The following is a 19,417-nucleotide window of genomic DNA, read 5'->3' as shown; positions in this document are numbered from 1 at the left end:
ACGGTTTCACAAACGGCAGGTTTGGCTTCTGGTGCAATCTTCCCTATTGGCACAACAACCAACACTTTTGTCGTAACGGATTTGGCAGGCAATACCGCCACTTGTAGCTTTGATGTAACGGTTACGGATAACCAAAATCCAACCATCACCGCCCCTGCTGCCGTCAGTGCAAACGTAGATGCAGGGCTTTGTACTGCTTCGGGAGTCGCTTTGGGAACGCCCACAACGGCAGATAACTGTTCTGTTGCTTCGGTTACAAACAATGCCCCTGCCACTTTCCCACTTGGCACAACGACCGTTACTTGGACGGTAACAGATGGAAGTGGAAATACTGCTACCGATACTCAAATCGTAACCGTTACAGATAACCAAAATCCAACCATTACCGCTCCTGCTGGTGTAACTGTGAATACTGACGCAGGGCTTTGCACCGCTTCGGGTGTGGCTTTGGGAACGCCTACGGCATCGGATAACTGTACTTTTACGGTTACAAATAACGCCCCTGCTACTTTCCCCATAGGCAATACAACGGTTACTTGGACAGTAACTGACGGTGCAGGCAATACGGCTACTTCTACGCAAATTGTTACGGTTACGCATACCTACGCACTTACTTACAGCGGTACGATTTTCAACGAAGCGGCTTCAAATAATGGCAGCATGGGCAATACGCTTACTATCAGTGCCGATTGTGATGCCTTTATGGGCGTGGCAGGCGATGATTTTGTGTCTTTGGGTTGGGTCTTGGTTTCGAATGTGCCTTCGGGACTTACGCCTCAAATGGTTAAAATTGATGCTCAAACGCTTGTTTTTAGCTTAGTAGGCAATGCCAGTCCGCATACGATTACGAACAATGTCAGCGACCTGACGGTAGAATTTGAAGATGATGCCTTTGTTACCAATAATGCTTCGGCTGTAATAGGTTTCTCGCGCAATGATTTGCAGGTTCTCTTTTCGGGTTGCGACGCGCCACTGCCGCCGAATAGCACTTTTGACGGTTTTTATGACTGTCAAGCAGATTTGGCTACTTTCATACTCAAAACAAACATCAATCCGCAGGGTGAAAACACGACGCTTCGTTTGGAATATGGTAGCGATATATTCAACCTCGACCAAGTGTTGAATTTTGCAAATGTCTATACTGGTACGTCCAACTTAGAACTTATTTACTTCTTGGAATGGGAAAAAGGTACGCCGCTTTATTTCCGTTTTTCTACTCTCAATAACTGTTCAAGTGGTGCGATTGGCTTAGGAAATGTGGTTTATGTGCCGCCTGTGCCTGATGCAGGAGATAACCAAATTGGGCAAGCGCATTTTGTTCTGCCCGAACAAGTGCCTTTCCCACTTACCGACGTTGGTACGCCGATTGTGGATTCACTCTTTACTTTCCAATGGCAAGCCTCTGCCGATAGCCTTGTTTGGGTTGATGTAGTAGGTGCAAACGCGCCTACCCTGACTTTTGACTCTGCCTTGCTTGCGCCTACTTATTTCCGCAGAAAGGCAATTCACCAGACGGATTGCGAACAGGTGAGCAATGCCGTTTTGGTAGATGTGCTTTTCCCACCTTATATTAGCCAATTCAATCCCAGCGATTCGCTTATCTTGGTTGCGATTTATCAGGCTACGGGGGGCGTAAATTGGACAAACTCGTGGAATTTGAACGACCCTGTTTATACTTGGCAGGGCGTAACCTTAGCGGCAACTTTGCAGGGTTCGATTGTGGTCAAAGACCTTGATTTAGAAAATAACAACCTCATCAATACAATGCCTGCCCAAACTGCCAACTTTATCTTGGCGCAGGATACGGCGTTTTCTATTCATATCGGACAAAACAAACTCAATTTTGCCTCTGCCGAACCTTTTATCGGAAGCCTCAACGATTTTGCCTATGCACCACAAGATTCCATCAACGAATCGCAATACCTGACGCGCTTGCAGGGAGATACCGTAACGATGCACGTCAATGGGGGAGGAAATTCCGACCTTTATCAGTGGTATAAAGATGGAACGCTTTTGCCCGACGCAACGGCGGCTATATTGCAAATAGATACGATTGCGCTTGCGGATATGGGCGAATATGCTTGTATCGTAACCAATCCAATAGCCAATCAGCTTACATTGCATAGGCGAAAAGTTTATCTCAACGTCATTCCTTACGTCAGTCCGCTCGACTCGATGGTCTTGGTAGAGCTTTTTGAGCAAACGGGTGGCGAGGAAACTTGGCTTGACCCTTGGGTATTAGAAGACCCTGTCGGGACTTGGTCGGGACTTACTTTCGAAAATGGATACATCACCGAAATCGATTTGAGTGGCAGAGGGCTTACGGGTAGCATACCTGAAAGTTTTAATGCTGATGCCGAATTGATAGCCAATCTGACCTACCTCAATCTATTCAATAACGCGCTTTCGGGAACAATCCCTGCGGGCTTGGGTTCTTTCGAGCAGCTCATTTATTTAGACTTGGGCAAAAATAACTTTTCGGGTGCAGTGCCAGAAGAGCTTGGCAATCTTACCAACTTGCTAACCTTAGATTTGGGTGAAAACGAACTCACCTCGCTGCCTGCTTCGCTCGACAATCTGACCGCACTGCAAACGCTTATTTTACGAAACAATGCCTTCGAAACGATACCTTATTTGGGCAGTTTGGTAGAATTGCTTACCCTCGATATCAGCCACAACTTGCTTACGCTCATGCCCGAAGGGATTCCGAATATGGTCAAATTGAACAACTTATATGCACACGTAAATTTTGTGGAAAGTTGGGCAGAAAATATCAGCACTTTAAGCGCATTAAGGCAACTTACGTTACATTCGAATCGTCTGGTGGCTTTGCCCGAAGGCTTGACGGCTTTGCGCAGAATCCAATATTTGAATTTGGCGCAAAATCACCTCGAATTTGACGACCTACTGCCACTTTCGAGCAGGAGGGGAAGCGGCTTTGTCTATGCGCCACAGGCAGATTTGGAAACTTATCTCGAAGTGCTACTCGAAGAGGGGCAAGATTACACGCTCGATGTTCAGACACAAGGGCAGGGCAATGCCTACCGTTGGTTTAAAAATGGGACTGCTATTCCCTTTGCACTAACCAAAAGCACGACTTTGCGCCGCGTCAATGGGCGAAATGCAGGGCGTTATGTCGTTTTAATTACAAATTCGAGCTTGCCCGACCTGACGCTTTTCCGTTTTCCAATAGATTTAAAAGTGGCTTGTGCAGGTGTGCCTTTGGCGGTAGAAGTAAGCCAGCGTCAGTTTTGCGACCAGTCGCCTATCTATGCGCAAATGCAGGTAGCCGAAACCGAATCGAGTGATGCTATTTCTTATCAGTGGTATTTCGATGGCAACCCTATTTTCAATGCCACTGCAAGCCGCTATGTAGCGACACGCGCAGGTTTTTATTGGCTTGAACGCAATCAAGACAACTGTATTTCGCGCTCGGATAGCATTTGGATAGAAATGGTAGAGGCGCGTTTGGTAGAAATTATACAACAGGGCAATGTACTAACGCCGATTGCAGATGTCAGCGGCATGCGTGCCTTCCAGTGGTTTAGAGATGGCAATGCAGTGGCAAATGCAGTGCAGCCTGTCTTTGAGCCTACACAGTCGGGCAATTACCGTTTGCAGTACCTCGAAGAGAGCGGCTGCTTGGGGCTTTCCAATGAAATTGCTTTCACCGTTACGGGCATAGAAGACAATGAAAATAATAGTGGTTTGATTTTCAAAGTCTATCCAAACCCAACACAGGGCGATTTTCAGGTAGTCTTTGAAACGGCAGAATTGCGCCATCTTACCTTGCGCGATTTAGTAGGCAGAGAATTGATAAGCCTTTCGAGCGAGGAAAAAGTAGTGCCTTTTGCCCTTCAAAATCTGCCTAAGGGCGTGTATTGGTTGGAAGTGCGCTTGGCACAAGAGGTGCGCCTGCTAAGGGTAGTATTTGAATAGTCTGTTAGCGGCATTTTTAAAAAAAGACTTCTAAACCTTTTCTTTGACTACTTTTTTCTGAAACAAATCCAAAAATGCAGTTTTCCGCTGCGTTTTTGGATTTTTGATTTTTAAAGCAAAAAAGGCTTGACAAATAAGGACTTAGCGTTATCCTTTTTTAGAAAAAATCCGTATCTTTGCTTAGGTTGGCAGACCTTTGGGTCGGGCGAGTAGTGCCTATTTACTTTTCTTTTTTCGCGCCTATTTGCCTAAGCATAAAAAACTTCAAATTGGATTTACAAACAAGGACACAAAAAATGGCGTTTTGCTCTTAACGCATTTTTTGCTGTGGCTTGTCGCTAAAAAATCATACAACTTACCTTTTATCGCTTTTTTCTATGAATTGGAGAATCTTTACACCAACAAGTTTTAAATTTTACACACTACTTTTTCTTATATGTATCTTTTTTTCTAATACCTTATTTGCACAACAGCCTGCTGGGAATCGGGGGCTATATTTTGATGGAGTAGATGACATCGCAAACTTGGGTCTTATCGCGCCTACCACTACCCTAACGATAGAACTTTGGTACAAGCCTCAAAGTGTAACAGGAGGTACGGTATTTCACAACACAGGTGCTTCTCCCAACACAGGTTTGTGGTTGGAAATGAACCCCACTAATATAAGGGCAAGTTTTGGAAGAGGAGGCGATAGGGCTATGCGCGACTTTCCGTATGCTTCTAACCTCAATCAATGGTATCATATCGCCTTAGTCTATAATCACCCAAACGTAACGATTTACGTCAATGGAACACCCATTGGAACGCAAGCCTTTGTTTCGCCTGCTTCTGGAAATGCTACTTTCAATTCAAATATACCGCTTTATGTAGGCGGTCAGTACGCGCCTTCTTGGGCAAGCGATACCTACATCAAGGGGCAGGTAGATGAGGTGCGTATCTTCACAAGTGTTAGAAGTGGGGCAGAAATTGCGGCTGATATGACCTCTACCACTCCCGACGGAGCTTATTCTTACTTTGATTTTAACATAGGCACAGGTCAGGTGCTTGCCAATGCGGGAACTTCCGCGCTTGCAGGTGAGATGGGGCAGACTAATGCGGCTGATACTTCTGACCCACTTTGGGCTTTGCGTGTAAAAAATACCAACGACGCAGGTGCAGAGTCCTTACGTGAGGTCATCACGCAGGCAAACGGACTGGCGGGAAAAAATTACGTGGATTTTTCTATCGGAAACGACCCCGCTATCGTGCAGACTATTTCCTTATCGAGTTTTGCAACCATTACCGCTAATACCAATCCTGTTTGGATAGACGGCTTTTCGCAAATAGGCAGTAGTCCGAATACACAAGCCATCGGCAATGATGCCCAAATGCGTATTGTCATAGAGCGTTCGGCAGGGTCATTTACAGGTATTCAACTATCTTCAAACCAAAACCTTTTGCAGGGAATTGCGATTAATAGCCATTTCAACTCCGCTATCAATATTACGGGAGATAATAATCAGGTGAGCGGCTGTTTCATAGGTACAGATGCTACTGGGACTGCCGCAGCAGGGGCAAGTAACACAAATGGGATTGGCGTATCTGGTTCAAATAACACGATTGGAGGCTTGAATTTGGCAGATAGAATGTTGCTTTCGGGGCATGATGGTAGAGGGGTGGATATATCGGATGGCACAACCAACATAGTTCAAAACTGCTACATAGGTACGGATAAAAGCGGTCTAAATTCTCTTAGCAATTCTTTTGGTGGTATTAGCATTTCGGGTGGAAGTTTGCATATTATAGGTACAAACGCGCTTAATGCACGAAATATCATTTCAGGTTTGACGGGCTTTGCCACTGCAATTTCTGTTTTTGGTAGTGCTAATACCAACACAATACAATATAATTGGGTAGGTATCGCCTCCGACGGGACTCCATTGGCAAACAATTATATCGGCATAAATGTACAAACGAATGGAAACACGATTGATAATAACGTTATCGGAAATAGCGGACAAACGGCATTGGCTATCAATGGAGGAAACAACAATACTGTTTCTAATAATATAATTGGTCTAAACCCGCTTGGGGACACCCCTTACCCGAATGGTGTTGGCTTGGAAGTGCGAGGATATTCGGCAGGCGTTGATGGGCGAGAAAATACAATACAAGACAATATTATATCAGGCAATAGTGGTTACGGCATTATCCTATACAACTTTGCAGGTCTAAATACCTTCACGGGAAATAAAGTTGGTACAGATGCATCGGGACTGCTTAACTTGGGTAATCAATCCACAGGTATTGCTTTTTCTACCATAACCGCAGGCGCAAGTCTGAATGATAACTCATTTAATAACAATATCATTCGTTTTAATACAATTGGTGGTATCTCCTTAGCAGCGACAGGAAATGCCAATAGCTTTACAAATAATACCATTAGTAATAATGCTTTTTCGGGCATTTCGATAAATGATGCGACGAACAATCAAATTGCTTTGAACACCCTAAGCGACAATTCTGGGGCGGGGGTTTCCATACAAACGGGTACGGGCAACTTGATTTCTGAAAATAGCATCTTTGGAAATGGGTCAGGTATTGCTTTGTTTTCTGGTGGAAATTTAGATAAACCTGCGCCTGACATCATCGCTGGTTCTGTTACGACTATTACAGGCACTTGCGCGACTTGTTCAGATGGGGAAACAATAGAAGTCTTTGAAAATAACACAGGCGAAAACCAAGGGAGAGTTTATAAAGGTAGCACTACGGTAACGACAGGAGCTTGGTCTTTTTCAGGCACTTTCGCCCTTAACAGTTTCATCACCGCCACTGTCAGAGATGCAGCCAACAACACCTCGCCTTTTTCAACACCCTATGAAATTTTACCTACTACCTACTATTCCCGCCAAACAGGAGACTGGAACAACCTCAACACTTGGAGTACCATTTCGCATGTAGGGGCAGTGGCAGGTGCAATTCCTACGGCAGTGGATAACGTAATTATCGGAAATACGCATACAGTTACCTTAGATGTCAATGCGGCTTGTAATAATCTGACCGTTGCGGTAAATAGCAGCCTTGAAGTAGAAAGTTTCAATTTCACTGCCAACGGCACTACCACGATTGCAGGCAACTGGCGCGACGGTTTGGGCGGAGGCACCAATACTTTCAGAGGCTTGCTGACCGTAAATGACGGGGCTACTTTCGTTGTGGCTGCGCCTAACAATTCTACCCTTGTTTTTGAAGGGGGGATTTTAAACCTGACCACTACCGATTTTGCCTTCAATGCACGAAACCGAAACGATGTCATATTTGATACCAACGACCAAACCGTTCATACTTATAGCAAGATGCGTTTGGGCGATTTTAATACGGGCGATATGCTTGTCAATGTCAATTTGACGCTTATCTCTGACGATATTACCAATGATGAAATTGTGTGTGAAAACGGAAACACACGCATTGCAGCAGCAAAAACGGTATTTAATCAAGGCTACTTCGACTCTTTTTATGGCACTTTGATAGGCTTAGACCCTAACAGTGCTTGGGTGAATGAAGCAAATTCTTTCCTTAACCTTAAAGGGGCAGGAATCGTCATGAACAATGCCATCTTCCAAACCGATGCCCCTAATAATACGGTCAATTATGGTGGAGGTGCGCAAGTCATCAGAGGCAACCAAACCTATCACCACTTACGACTGTACAATAACATCAAGACGCTAAATAACAACATTACCGTCAATGGTAATCTCTTGCTTACTGTTTCGCCTGCCACTACCCTCGACTTTAATACTTTTACAATTAACCTAAAAGGCAATTTAGTGTCTAATGGTGCTTGTACCACTGTGGGAACTGGCGCACTTATTTTTGATGGAACTAATGCGCAATCCATTCAGGGAGGCGGCACAAACTTATCGCTACCAAATGTTATACTCGATAATGCAGCAGGGCTGACGGTTGAAATTCAAACCTCTGTCCGCCAAACGCTAACCCTGACAACAGGTAAGATTTCGCTACAAAATCAACCGCTGGTTCTAACCAATCCTATCGTAGCCAATCAATTAGCAGGCACATTCGACAACACGCGCTATATCGCCACACTCGGCACAGGGCTTTTCAAGCGCAATAGTTCAAGTAGTGGCAGTTTTGAATTTCCCGTAGGCGATAATACAGAATTAAAACTACTGACGCTTTCCGAAATTTCAGATGCAGGCGTGCGCTACATTCCAAACCCTACCACGCCTTCCATCCCTGCCGCCCTTCACACCCCCAACGGCTTAAACGGACTTTGGGAGGTTTCGTCTGCAAATCCTATCACAACAAGCCTTACCCTGACAAACGCAGGCGGCGGCACGACTTCGGCTTCTACTATCTACAAGCATGACGGCACTGCTTGGCAACCTATCCTACCCACCAACTACACAAATCCGCCTCCTACCTATGAGGTCTTGGGTCTGAATTTGGCAGCCACTACTCACTATTTCGCCGTTTTAGCACCGCCGCCGCCGCCTACACAGCCCATTGGCAATAGGGGCATGTATTTTGACGGAGTCAATGACTACATAGACATCAACAACGTTGCGGGGCTTTCTTTTCCCAATAATAGCGACTTTACCATTTCTTTTTGGATAAAAAACCAACGCCCTAATACCTATCAAATTCCGCTTAAATATGGCACAAATGCAGGTGAATTGGGCTTAATGGTAGAATTGGGAGCGGCAAACCAACTTACTTTCGCTACCCAAATAGATGGCAATCCTTGGAATAGGATAAGCACCCCTAATGGCATCTTTTTGGAAAACGAATGGGTACACGTAACCCTCACTTGGGCAAATGGCGATAAGAATATCTTTATCAACGGCACTTCGGTAGCCACAGGCAATCAGCCTTCGGTAGGTGCGACGGCGGCTTCGCTTCGTTTGCGCTTGGGTGCAGATTCGCCTACGCCTTCCTCTTATTTTCGTGGGCAATTAGATGAAATTAGGATTTTTAGTGGCTTGCGCACATCTTCTCAAATTGCGGCGGATATGGCTACCTCAACCCATAATACTGCCGTAGGGTTTTGGCGTTTTGAAGAAGGAACAGGGGGTTCTGCTGCTAATACAGGCACAAATGCAACAGGCGACGGCACACTTACCAACAATCCGCTTTGGGCTTTGCGCGTCAAAAACACAACCGATGCCGCCCCCGAATCTTTGCGCGAGGTGCTTGACCAAGTGAGCCTTTTGGCAGGAAAAAACTACATCGATTTTAGCATAGAAAGCCCTGCGCCTTGGAACATTCAGCCTCTCTCGAATTTGCCTACTGCTTCGCAACCTATTCTGATAGAAGGTAATTCTCAAAAGGGTTGGTCAAATACTGAAAGAATACGCCTCGATAACAGTTTGAATATATCAGCGACAAGAATAGGTCTAAATCTGACAGGTGCAGGTAGCGAAGTCTATGGCTTAGAAATTTCTAACACAGACGGCACTTCGGGCGGTTGGGCGATTTACGTCGATGCTGATAACGTAACACTTGGCGCAGCTGGAAAGGGCAATGTTATCAACAACATTGGCACAAGTGCAGGAGCGCATGTGGGAATTTATGCTTGGACAGGAGCGACAAGTCTCACCATTCAAAATAATTATATCGGCACAAACGCCGCAGGCACAGCAGCCGTTGGCTCAAATAGTGTCGGTATTAGAAATTATGCTACCAGCGGAGTCTTGATGCAAGAGAACCTTGTCGCAGGTATGAATGTGGGGCAAGGAATTGCGATAGAGGTCTATGGTACTGCAACGGTCAGAAACAACATCATAGGGCTTGGCAGCGATTTGACAACCGCCATTCCTAATAATATTGTCGGTGTGCGCGTTACAGGCACAAATGCAAACAATACGGTGGTAGGTGGTTTTGGTTTTGAAAATAGAATTGCCAATAGTAATATTGGGGTTGCTGTTGAAAGCAATGCAGTAGGGGTACAGATTTTAGACAACCAAATTTATTGTAATAACAACACCAATATTGGGCTTAACACAGGTGGCAACATAGAAAAGCAAGCTCCGCTGATTACCTTAGTTTCGCCTACTGCCATTTCGGGTACTTGTGCTACTTGTGCCGATTTTGAAAACATACAAGTTTATCGCGACGCTTCGGGCTGCTCGCCTTCGGGGGGTACGCAGCTTGTAGGGACGGCTTCCGTTTTGAGTGGCAACTGGACGCTTTCGGGTACTTTCAACCCTGCTGACGTTTTCACCGCCACAGCCAGAGATGGCGCAGGCAACACTTCGCCTTTTTCGCCTCCTTACAATCCGCAGACCTACTACTCGCGCAATGCCACAGGTGGCGGCGATTGGCACGATACCAACACTTGGAGTACCACAGGGCATGGTGATGCTGCCGCAGGGACAATTCCAACGCCTGCCGATAATGTCATCATCGCCATAGGACATACCGTAACGGTAAATGCACCCTTGCAAGCCTTTGATATTCAAGTAAATGCAGGTGCAATTTTAGACTTTGGAACAAGCACAGGACATACCATTCAGAGCCTAAGCACTGATGCTGCCGTAGGGCTTCGCACCTTGCGGTTTGCGCAGCCCGCACTTCCTGCTATTGCCGCAGCAAGCAATACTTTTATGGACAACACTGGGGCTACCATTCAGTACGAAGGCAGCACCGACTACCCCATTGAGCCTGATTTCAATGGAAAACCGTATCAAAATATCATCATCGAGGGTTTGGGCGTAAAATCGCTGTATTTGGATACTGACGTTTTAGGCTTTTTCCGAATCAATGGCGGCGGAGCTACTTTCAAACCCGATTCCTATAACTTTACCGTAGGCGGCGATTTTACAGTTCAGTCCTTCGGTAATTTTATCGACGAGGTGTCAGGTGGTATCAATACTTTTAACGGCGCGGTAAGTTTGAACGCCAACGCCAACTTCCGCGATTTTATCGTAGGCACAGGCGCGAATACCTACATTTTCAATGGCACTATCACCAATAGTGGAAATTTTACCGCCGATTCAAACCCTACCAATACGTCTGTCTTTACCTTCAATGCTGATGTCAATAATGCTGCTATTTGGAATTTGCTCAATAACGGTACTTACAACTTTACAAAGCCTTCCACAACCTTAGCCGCACCGCAGCGTATCTCAAATTCGGCGGTTACGATGAATTTTGGATACAATGGTGGCGGTGGTGGTAGTGCCAATATCACAACGGCATTTTTGGAGTTTGCAAATGGGCAGTTGGTCAATTTCAATATCAACGGCGATTTTATGATTGCGGCAGGCTCGGAAGTTATCAATAGAAACCAAACGGGCGTGCAGTTTTCTTTCAATGGTGGGATTCGTGGCACAGATGCCAGCAGCGTATGGCGCAATGAAGTCAATACCGTTCTTTATTATCGCGACGATAGCCCTGTCATCATGGGCGGAAATGGGCAGTTTATCGCAACGGCAAACGGGAATCGCGTTTATTATGATAGAGGGGGCGACCAGCTCATCTTGGGTACAGATTATTTCCACTTAGAATTTACAAACAATGCCAAAACCCTACAAGGCGCAACCGTAGTCTTGGGAAATCTCAACATCAATGGTAGCACAACGCTTGTAACCAACAATCAAGACCTTGTCCTGCATGGTGATTTCATCAATAACGGCACTTTCGACGGCACAAATAGCTATGTAGAGTTTTTTGGGGCAAATCCGCAAACCATTTCGAGTGCTTCGCCGCTTACTTTTCACGACTTGCTTGTCGCAAAAACGACTAATCCACTTCTTGTGCAGCCGCAGGTTACGGTTTCAAACCAAATGACGCTCAATAGTGGCATCATACGCTTGCTCAACGAGGATTTTATCTTAGACAACTCAATCCCTGCTAATCAGCTTTTGGGTGCATTTAATAACCTCAATCATTTTCATACCTCCAACTTAGGTTCTTTGGTCAGAAATGGAAGCGGTGCAGGCACTTTCAATTACCCTGTGGGAGATGGCACGCTTTTGCGCACTTTCAGCACAACGGCTCTCAATAATACCAAAGTGCGTTTCACCCCTACCCTTGCGCCTGCCGCCCCTATGGGTGCAAATGATGTAGCCACAGGCAAGTGGATTGTGGAATATGGCGCAACCACAAACGCCAACTTTACCTTATTCAATACAGGCTCGGCTGATGTGGCTTCTGCCATTCACTCCTCTGACGGAACAAGTGCTTGGGCTATGATTCCCACCGTCAATCCTGCCACTCCGCCTTCCTACCAAACAAGTCTGCCTTATACTTTCTTGGCAGCGCAGGCGGCTCATTTTACGGTCTTTCGTCAAGCTCCTGTCATTACCACTGCACCCGAAGGCAATCGCGGTATTTGGTTTGATGGCGTTGAAGACTATCTGACTGCTCCACCTGCTGCGAGCATCAACTTTGCAGGTAGTCAGCCGCATACGATAATGATGTGGCTCAAAGTGCCTCAAAATACAGGCGGCATTTTCTTTGTAAAAGGGGCAAACGCGCCGATTGCGGGTAAGTTGCAAATTTTGGGAGCTATCACACCCACAGGGCAAATCTCTTTCGAGCATGACAATGGAGGCTTGGGTTGGGATAGGCGAAATACCCAAAATACCGTTGTGCAGAGCAATCAATGGGTACACGTAGCCTTAGTGAGTGATGGGACACTAAACGGCAAATTCATCTACATCAACGGCATGCCCCAAACCCTTGATGTAGGAGTGGGAACACCAAACGCCTATCTAACCGCCACTGCCGCTGATGGCGCATTTTATCTGGGACATGATACGTTTGAGGGTCAGATAGATGATTTCCGAATGTTTGCTTCTGCACTCGACCAAACTGCCATTCAGTACGCCATGAGCAGCCCTTTGAACGAGGGTGCAGAGGTTTTCTACGCCTTTGAAACAGGAGAAGGGCAAACCGTTGCCAACAACGGAGTAGCCGCCGCCGCTCTTAATGCTGCTTTGGGTTCGAATGTAAATGCTGAAACCATAGACCCACTTTGGGCTTTGCGCGTAAAAAATACCACTGATGCAGACCCCGAATCGCTGCGTGAGGTCTTGACAACGGCAAACTCCTTGGCTACTAAAAACTACATCGACTTTTCTATTCCTACGGCAGGCGTGAATACGATTGCGCCGCTCTCGCCTTTCACTCCCCTTTCAAGTCCTGTTTTTATAGACGGCACTTCACAATTAGGGTATGACTTTGCTACCAATATGCCCCAAATTGTATTAGACGGCACAAATGCAGGCGTGGGAACAGATGCGCTCACATTGAGTGCGGGCAGCGATGAGAGTAAAATCGTAGGGCTTTCTGTTCAATTCTATGGCGGTTATGCCCTGTGGCTCACCAATAGCAACCTGCACACCATTCAAAACAACTTTTTAGGTACAAACCAAACAGGAACTGCCGCCGCTGCCAACGGAGGAGGGATTTTCCTAAGCAATTCCAACCAAAATCAAATCGGGGGCAGCCGAAGCCTATCACAGGGCAATATCCTTTCGGGTAATGACTTCTTCGGTATTAGCTCGAATGGTGCAAATGATAATTTTATTCAGGGCAACAACATTGGCGTAAATAAAGACGCAACGGCTTCTATTCCAAATCTTTCTATCGGACTTAACCTTTTCAATGGGGTCAATGATAACACCATCGGGGGGACAACGGCAGATTTGGCAAATATTATCGGCGGAAATGGCGACCATGGCATGCAGTTGTATCGCAACGCCTTGAATAATACCATTATCGGAAATTATATCGGCACAGACCCCGCAGGTACGCTCGATTTGGGCAATACCAACGACGGTATCCGAATTTTGGATAATTCTGCTGATAATATTATCGGCGGAACAGGCACAGGGCGCATCAATATCATCAAAAACAACCGTTATGGCGTACATATTTCCGACAATAGCAACGACAATTTAATTTCGGAAAATAGTATCGCTTGTAATTCCGACGGCGGAATTTTCCTCGATATTGCCACTACCGCCAACTCAAACTTCCCTCGTCCTATTGTAGCAGGCGCAACGGCAAACTTGATTTCAGGCACAACAAACCCCAACGCCACTCTCGAAATATACCGAAACACAACCTGTATCACCCCTGCCACCGACGAAGGCGAGGAACTCTTGGGCTTTGCCACTGCCGACGGTGCGGGCAACTGGACTTTTATACCTGCCACTGCCCTCAATAGTGGCGACCTTATTACGGCTTTGGCACGTGATGTCAATAACAATACTTCGCCTTTCTCTTTCCCCGTTGCCGTTTCCGACCCAAATGTCGTTACAAACTTGAATGATAGTGGCGCAGGCTCTTTGCGTTTTGTACTAAGTTACGTCAATGACCCCCTCAATCCTGAAACAGAGGTAGTTTTCAATATTCCGCTGACGGTGCTTACCGCTGGTAGTTATACCATCAATTTGCTTTCGCCTCTGCCTGCCATTACGCGCGACGCTGTTATTTTAGACGGCAAAACTACCCAAGAAACCTTCTTAGGCGCAGCTTTGGCGCAGCCTATTCGTGTTAGTGGTAGTGGTTCAATCAATCAGGGCTTAGTAGTTGCGGCAAATGATGTGGAGGTAAGCGGTTTGGCTTGGACGGATTTTAATCAGGCGGCAATTTTGATAGAAAACGCCAACAATGTAGTGGTAGGAAAGGCTGCTGCCCCCAACTTCATTTATAGCAATGGAGGCGAAGGCATCGAGGTTATGGGTACAAATGATAACCTTGTCATACAACACAACCACATTGGCTTAGATGAGCTGCAAAACCCTGCCCTACCTAATAGCGGACGTGGTATTTCGGTAGAAAATCCAACGACACTCACCAATTCTACTATCCAAAACAATATCATTGCTGCCAATCTTAGCGGTGGTATTGTCATTCTTTCGCCCAATGCAACCAATTTGGAAATCAATGACAACCTTGTTGGTATTACCAGTTCAGATGTGCCTGCCCCAAATGGCAATAGAGGCATTGTCTTGGATTTTGTGTCGCAGGTTTTGGTACAAAACAATACCGTTTCGGCGCACAACGACCCTACTCTTGGCACAGGTATCCATTTAGAAAGTGATGCCAGCAACATCGAACTACTAAATAACAAAATCGGAACAAACGTAGCAGGCGATGCGCCCATAGGCAATACCTTTGGCATCAGAATTGGCGGCTGTGATGATATAAGAATTGGCGTTTTGGGCAATGGAAACCTCATTTCGGGTAATATGCGCGGTATTCGGGCAGATGCAACTACCAATTTGCAAATCAGGGCAAATACTATCGGTCTAAATTTCGCCAACGACGCACAAATGGGCAACGACGTAGGCATCAACTTTTTAGATGTAAGCAATGCCATGGTGGTCAATAACCTTATTTCGGGCAATAGTACGCGCGGCATGTTGCTCGAAGGGGCTTCGAGTTTTAATGAAATCTATGCCAACCGTTTTGGCACAAACAACGACGTAGGCGAACCCAATTTGGGCAGCCCTGCTACTGCTTTGCGCATACAAGGCAATAGCACCCAAAACCAAATCGGCACAGACAATCCCCTACTTGCCAATGTTTTTGTCTTCAATGAGGTTGGTATTGCTGTTCAAACGGCGGGCGCGATTGAAAACACAATCGGCATCAACCGTTTTCGTTGTAACAACGTAGAAGCCATTACCCTAAGTGGCGGTGGCAATATAAACCTTGCAGCACCAATTCCCGATGGCATTACCGAGGCGGGCTATTCTGGCACAGGGGCAAATGCAGGTGATAAAATTGATATTTACCAAAATCACCTTTGCGTAGGCTCACAAGGGGCGCAGTATATCGGCTCGACGATTGCTGACGCAGAAGGGCGTTGGTATTTTGCCAATAATTTCACCCTTTCCGACCAGCCCGTTGCCCTTCGCACCGACCCCAACGGCAACTCTTCGCCCTTTAACATTGCCCTTAATGTCTTCCCCAACACGCCTGCCGTATTGATAGAAGATACGCCGCTGCCTGATGATTTGCTTATTTTAGGGCAGGACGAACAAATTATCTATAATTTCCAAATAACGGTAGCCAATTCTGCTACCAATTTGGAGCAGATTCGCTTCTTGCTTAATGGTAGTTATGTCCCCTCTGATATTGCCGCGCTTAATTTGCACTATGCCACTACAAACAATATCTTGGCAAGTAGCATCATTGAAAGTTTCGTGCCGCCAGTTTCGGGTAGTGAAGCCGTATTTCTTGCGATTTCGCAAAACCTGCCTATCGGGACACACTATTTTTGGATAACGGTAGATATTCCTGCCAATCCTACCATTGGCGCAACCGTACAGGTGAGCGACCTAACGGCTGCCTTTTTCAGCCCTATGCCTTTCCAAACCGAAAATGCAGGTGCTTCGGGAGTCTTTACAATAGGTTGTGATGCGCCACAGCCGCCGATAGCAAGTTTCGAAGGCTATCCATATTGTGATGGCGATTCGGTTGCGATAAGCCTCAAAGCCGCCTTCAATCCGCAGGGTAGCAATACCACTTTGCGCCTTTTGTATGGAAATAGCCTCAATAATCTAAACAATACGATTACCCTTTCCACTACTTTCAATCAGAACGCACTTGTAGAGCCTACTTTCCTTGTGATGTGGGCAAAAGGTGAGCCTTTCGTGTTTCAGTTTGAAGTGCAAAACGACTGTTCGGGTGCAAATGCTTGGGTAGCCAGCAGCCCTGTTTCGCTCAATCCGTTACCTTTGGTAGGAAACAATCTTATTGGGGATTCTCATTTTGTCTTAGCCGACCAAATTCCGTATCCGCTTTTGGATATAAGTGCGCAAACGCCAGATTCTACCCTCTTTACTTTCCAATGGCAAGCCTCGTCCGATAGCCTTGTCTGGACAGATTTGGCAGGCGAAAATGACATAGATTTGTATTTTGATGCGCCCCTTTCGGCTTCTACTTATTTCCGAAGAAAGGCAAGTTATCAAAACCTTTGCGACGAATTAAGTAATACCGTTCGCATCGAGCTACTTGCCCCTGTTTATATTAGCCAATACAACCAAGACGATTCTTTGGCGTTGGTTGCTATCTATCAGGCTACGGGAGGCGCAAATTGGACAAACTCGTGGAATTTGAACGACCCCGTTTATACGTGGCAGGGCGTAACGCTTTTGGCGACGCTCGATGGCAATGTGGTAGTAAAAAATCTAAACCTTGTCAATAACAACCTTACAGGCACAATGCCTGCTCAAACGGCGACCCTTATTTACCGACAAGGGGCAGATTTTACCCTCGATATCAGCCAAAATAAATTGGGTTTCCTTTCGGCAGAGCCTTTCATTGGGGAGTTAAATGGATTTAGCTATGCACCGCAAGATTCTATCCATCAAGCCCAATACCTAACACGTCAGCAAAACGACAGCGTAACGATGCACGTCAATACCGCAGGCAATTTCAATACCTATCAATGGTATAAAGATGACCTACCGATTGCAGACGCTACTGCGCCGATTTTGGAAATCGACTCCGTCCTGCCTGCCGACATGGGCGAATACACTTGCGTAGTCAATAATACAGTGGCAAACCAACTCACGCTGCACCGCCGCAATATTTTCCTCAACGTCATTCCTTTTGTCAATCCGCTCGACTCGATGGTCTTGGTCGACTTATTCAATGCCACAGGCGGCAACACAACTTGGACAGACCCTTGGGATTTGAACAACCCCGTAGGCACGTGGCAGGGCATTACCTTTGTTGATGGCGTAGTTACCGAAATTGATTTGAGCAACAGCGGACTAACGGGCGAAATTCCTGCTTCTTTCAATGCTGATGCGGATTTGATTCAGAATCTAATCTATCTAAATTTGAGCGATAACGACCTTTCAGGTACGATACCCGCAGGTTTGGGCAGTTTCGAAAATTTATTATACCTCGATTTGAGTAGTAATAATTTCAGCGGCGCAGTGCCTTCCGAAATTGGCAATCTACAAGATTTGCTTACCCTCGATTTGAGCGACAACGACCTCACAGACCTGCCTGCTACCATCAACAACCTGACAAGTCTTCAAAATTTGATTTTGCGAAATAATCAATTTGGGGCAATTCCGCATTTGGGCAATCTCACCGAATTGCTTACCCTCGATATTAGCTATAATTTGCTAACCGAAATGCCCACAGGGATTCCCAACCTGACAAAGCTCAACAATCTTTACGCACACGTGAATTTTGTAGAAAATTGGACAGAAAATATTGCCACTTTACAGGCTTTGCGCAATCTTACCCTCTACCAAAATCACCTTTATAGCCTACCCGAAGGCTTGCCGCAACTTTCACGTTTGCAAAGGCTTTCTGTGGGTGAAAATAGGTTAGAATTTGACGATTTGCTTCCTTTGGCAAGCCGCCGCAATCGTATTGCCTTCTCTTACGCGCCACAGGCAGACATCAATCTCGAAATTGACACGCTGCTCAATAAAGGCGATAGCTTTACTTTGCGCGTCGAAACAGAAGGGCAGGGCAATGTTTATAGGTGGTATCAAAATGGCAACTTGGCGTTTGGCTTAGTGGCAAGTCAGGTTACGTTCAATAGCCTAAGTCCGCGTCAGGTAGGGGTCTATGTGGCAGAGGTACGAAATGCAGAGCTTCCCGACCTTACCCTATATCGCCGTCCGATTCGTTTGCGTATAAATTGCGACAATATCGCCGTCGAGGTAGCCGTCAATCAGACTACTTTCTGCGACAATGTAGAAATTCTGGCTTTGATGCAACGCCAAAATGCGAGCGAGGGCGAAAAATATCAGTGGTATTACAATGGCGCACCTATTTTCCGCGCCACTACTTCGGCTTATAGTGCCTTGCGTGCAGGGGTCTATTGGTTAGAAGTGCAAGACGACCGCTGCATTTCGCGCTCCGATAGCATTTGGGTACAAAGTGTTTCAGTGCGCCAAGTGTTAATCGCTCAAAATGGCAACCTACTAAGCCCCACAACGGACATTTCGGGTATGCGTTCTTTCCAATGGTATCGCAATGGGCAGCTACTCTTAAATGCCGTTGCGCCTTTGCTGGAAGCGACGATTTCGGGCGAATATTATTTGGAATACATAGATGAAAATGGCTGTTTAAGCACCTCTAACCGCCTGACTGTTAGCGTAACGGCTACCGACAACACGCAAAATCCGCTTACTTTTGTCGTATATCCGAATCCTACCCAAAATAGGCTTTTCGTACAATTCGAGACAGCGGCAATGCGCAAGTGCTTCATACGCGATTTGGTAGGGCGAACCTTAGCAGAAAAAAGTTCTGACAAGGAACAACTTATCCTCGAATTAGGACATTTGCCCAAAGGAGTTTATCTTATCGAAATCCAAGATGAAGCAGGGCAGAGTCTGACGCAAAAAGTCTTTGTCGAATAATTGAAGGATAAAAAACAGAACAGAAACGCACCTTGCTTGCAGGGTGCGTTTTGTTTTTTGGGTCTGAAAGGCTACTTTATTTTGCCAAACGAATATCTTTTCTTATTTTTAAACACTTCTTTCAGACG

The 19,417-nt window shown here is 46.0% G+C and carries 2 protein-coding genes; both read left to right on the top strand.

The annotated features are described in order from the left end of the window. Positions 1-3,939: HYR domain-containing protein (locus G500_RS25035; RefSeq protein ID WP_154657114.1), on the top strand; the 3,939-nt coding region annotated here is incomplete at its 5' end. A 377-nt stretch (positions 3,940-4,316) separates the two neighbouring features. Next, positions 4,317-19,289, top strand: coding sequence for a LamG-like jellyroll fold domain-containing protein (locus tag G500_RS0110060; RefSeq protein WP_027002467.1), 14,973 nt, complete (start codon positions 4,317-4,319; stop codon positions 19,287-19,289). Positions 19,290-19,417: the final 128 nt, after the last annotated feature.

Origin of the sequence: Hugenholtzia roseola DSM 9546 (assembly GCF_000422585.1) — a bacterium.
Taxonomy (GTDB): Bacteria; Bacteroidota; Bacteroidia; order Cytophagales; family Bernardetiaceae; genus Hugenholtzia; species Hugenholtzia roseola.
The sequence above is the reverse complement of the archived record's forward strand: the minus strand, read 5'-3'. Positions and strand labels throughout refer to the sequence as shown.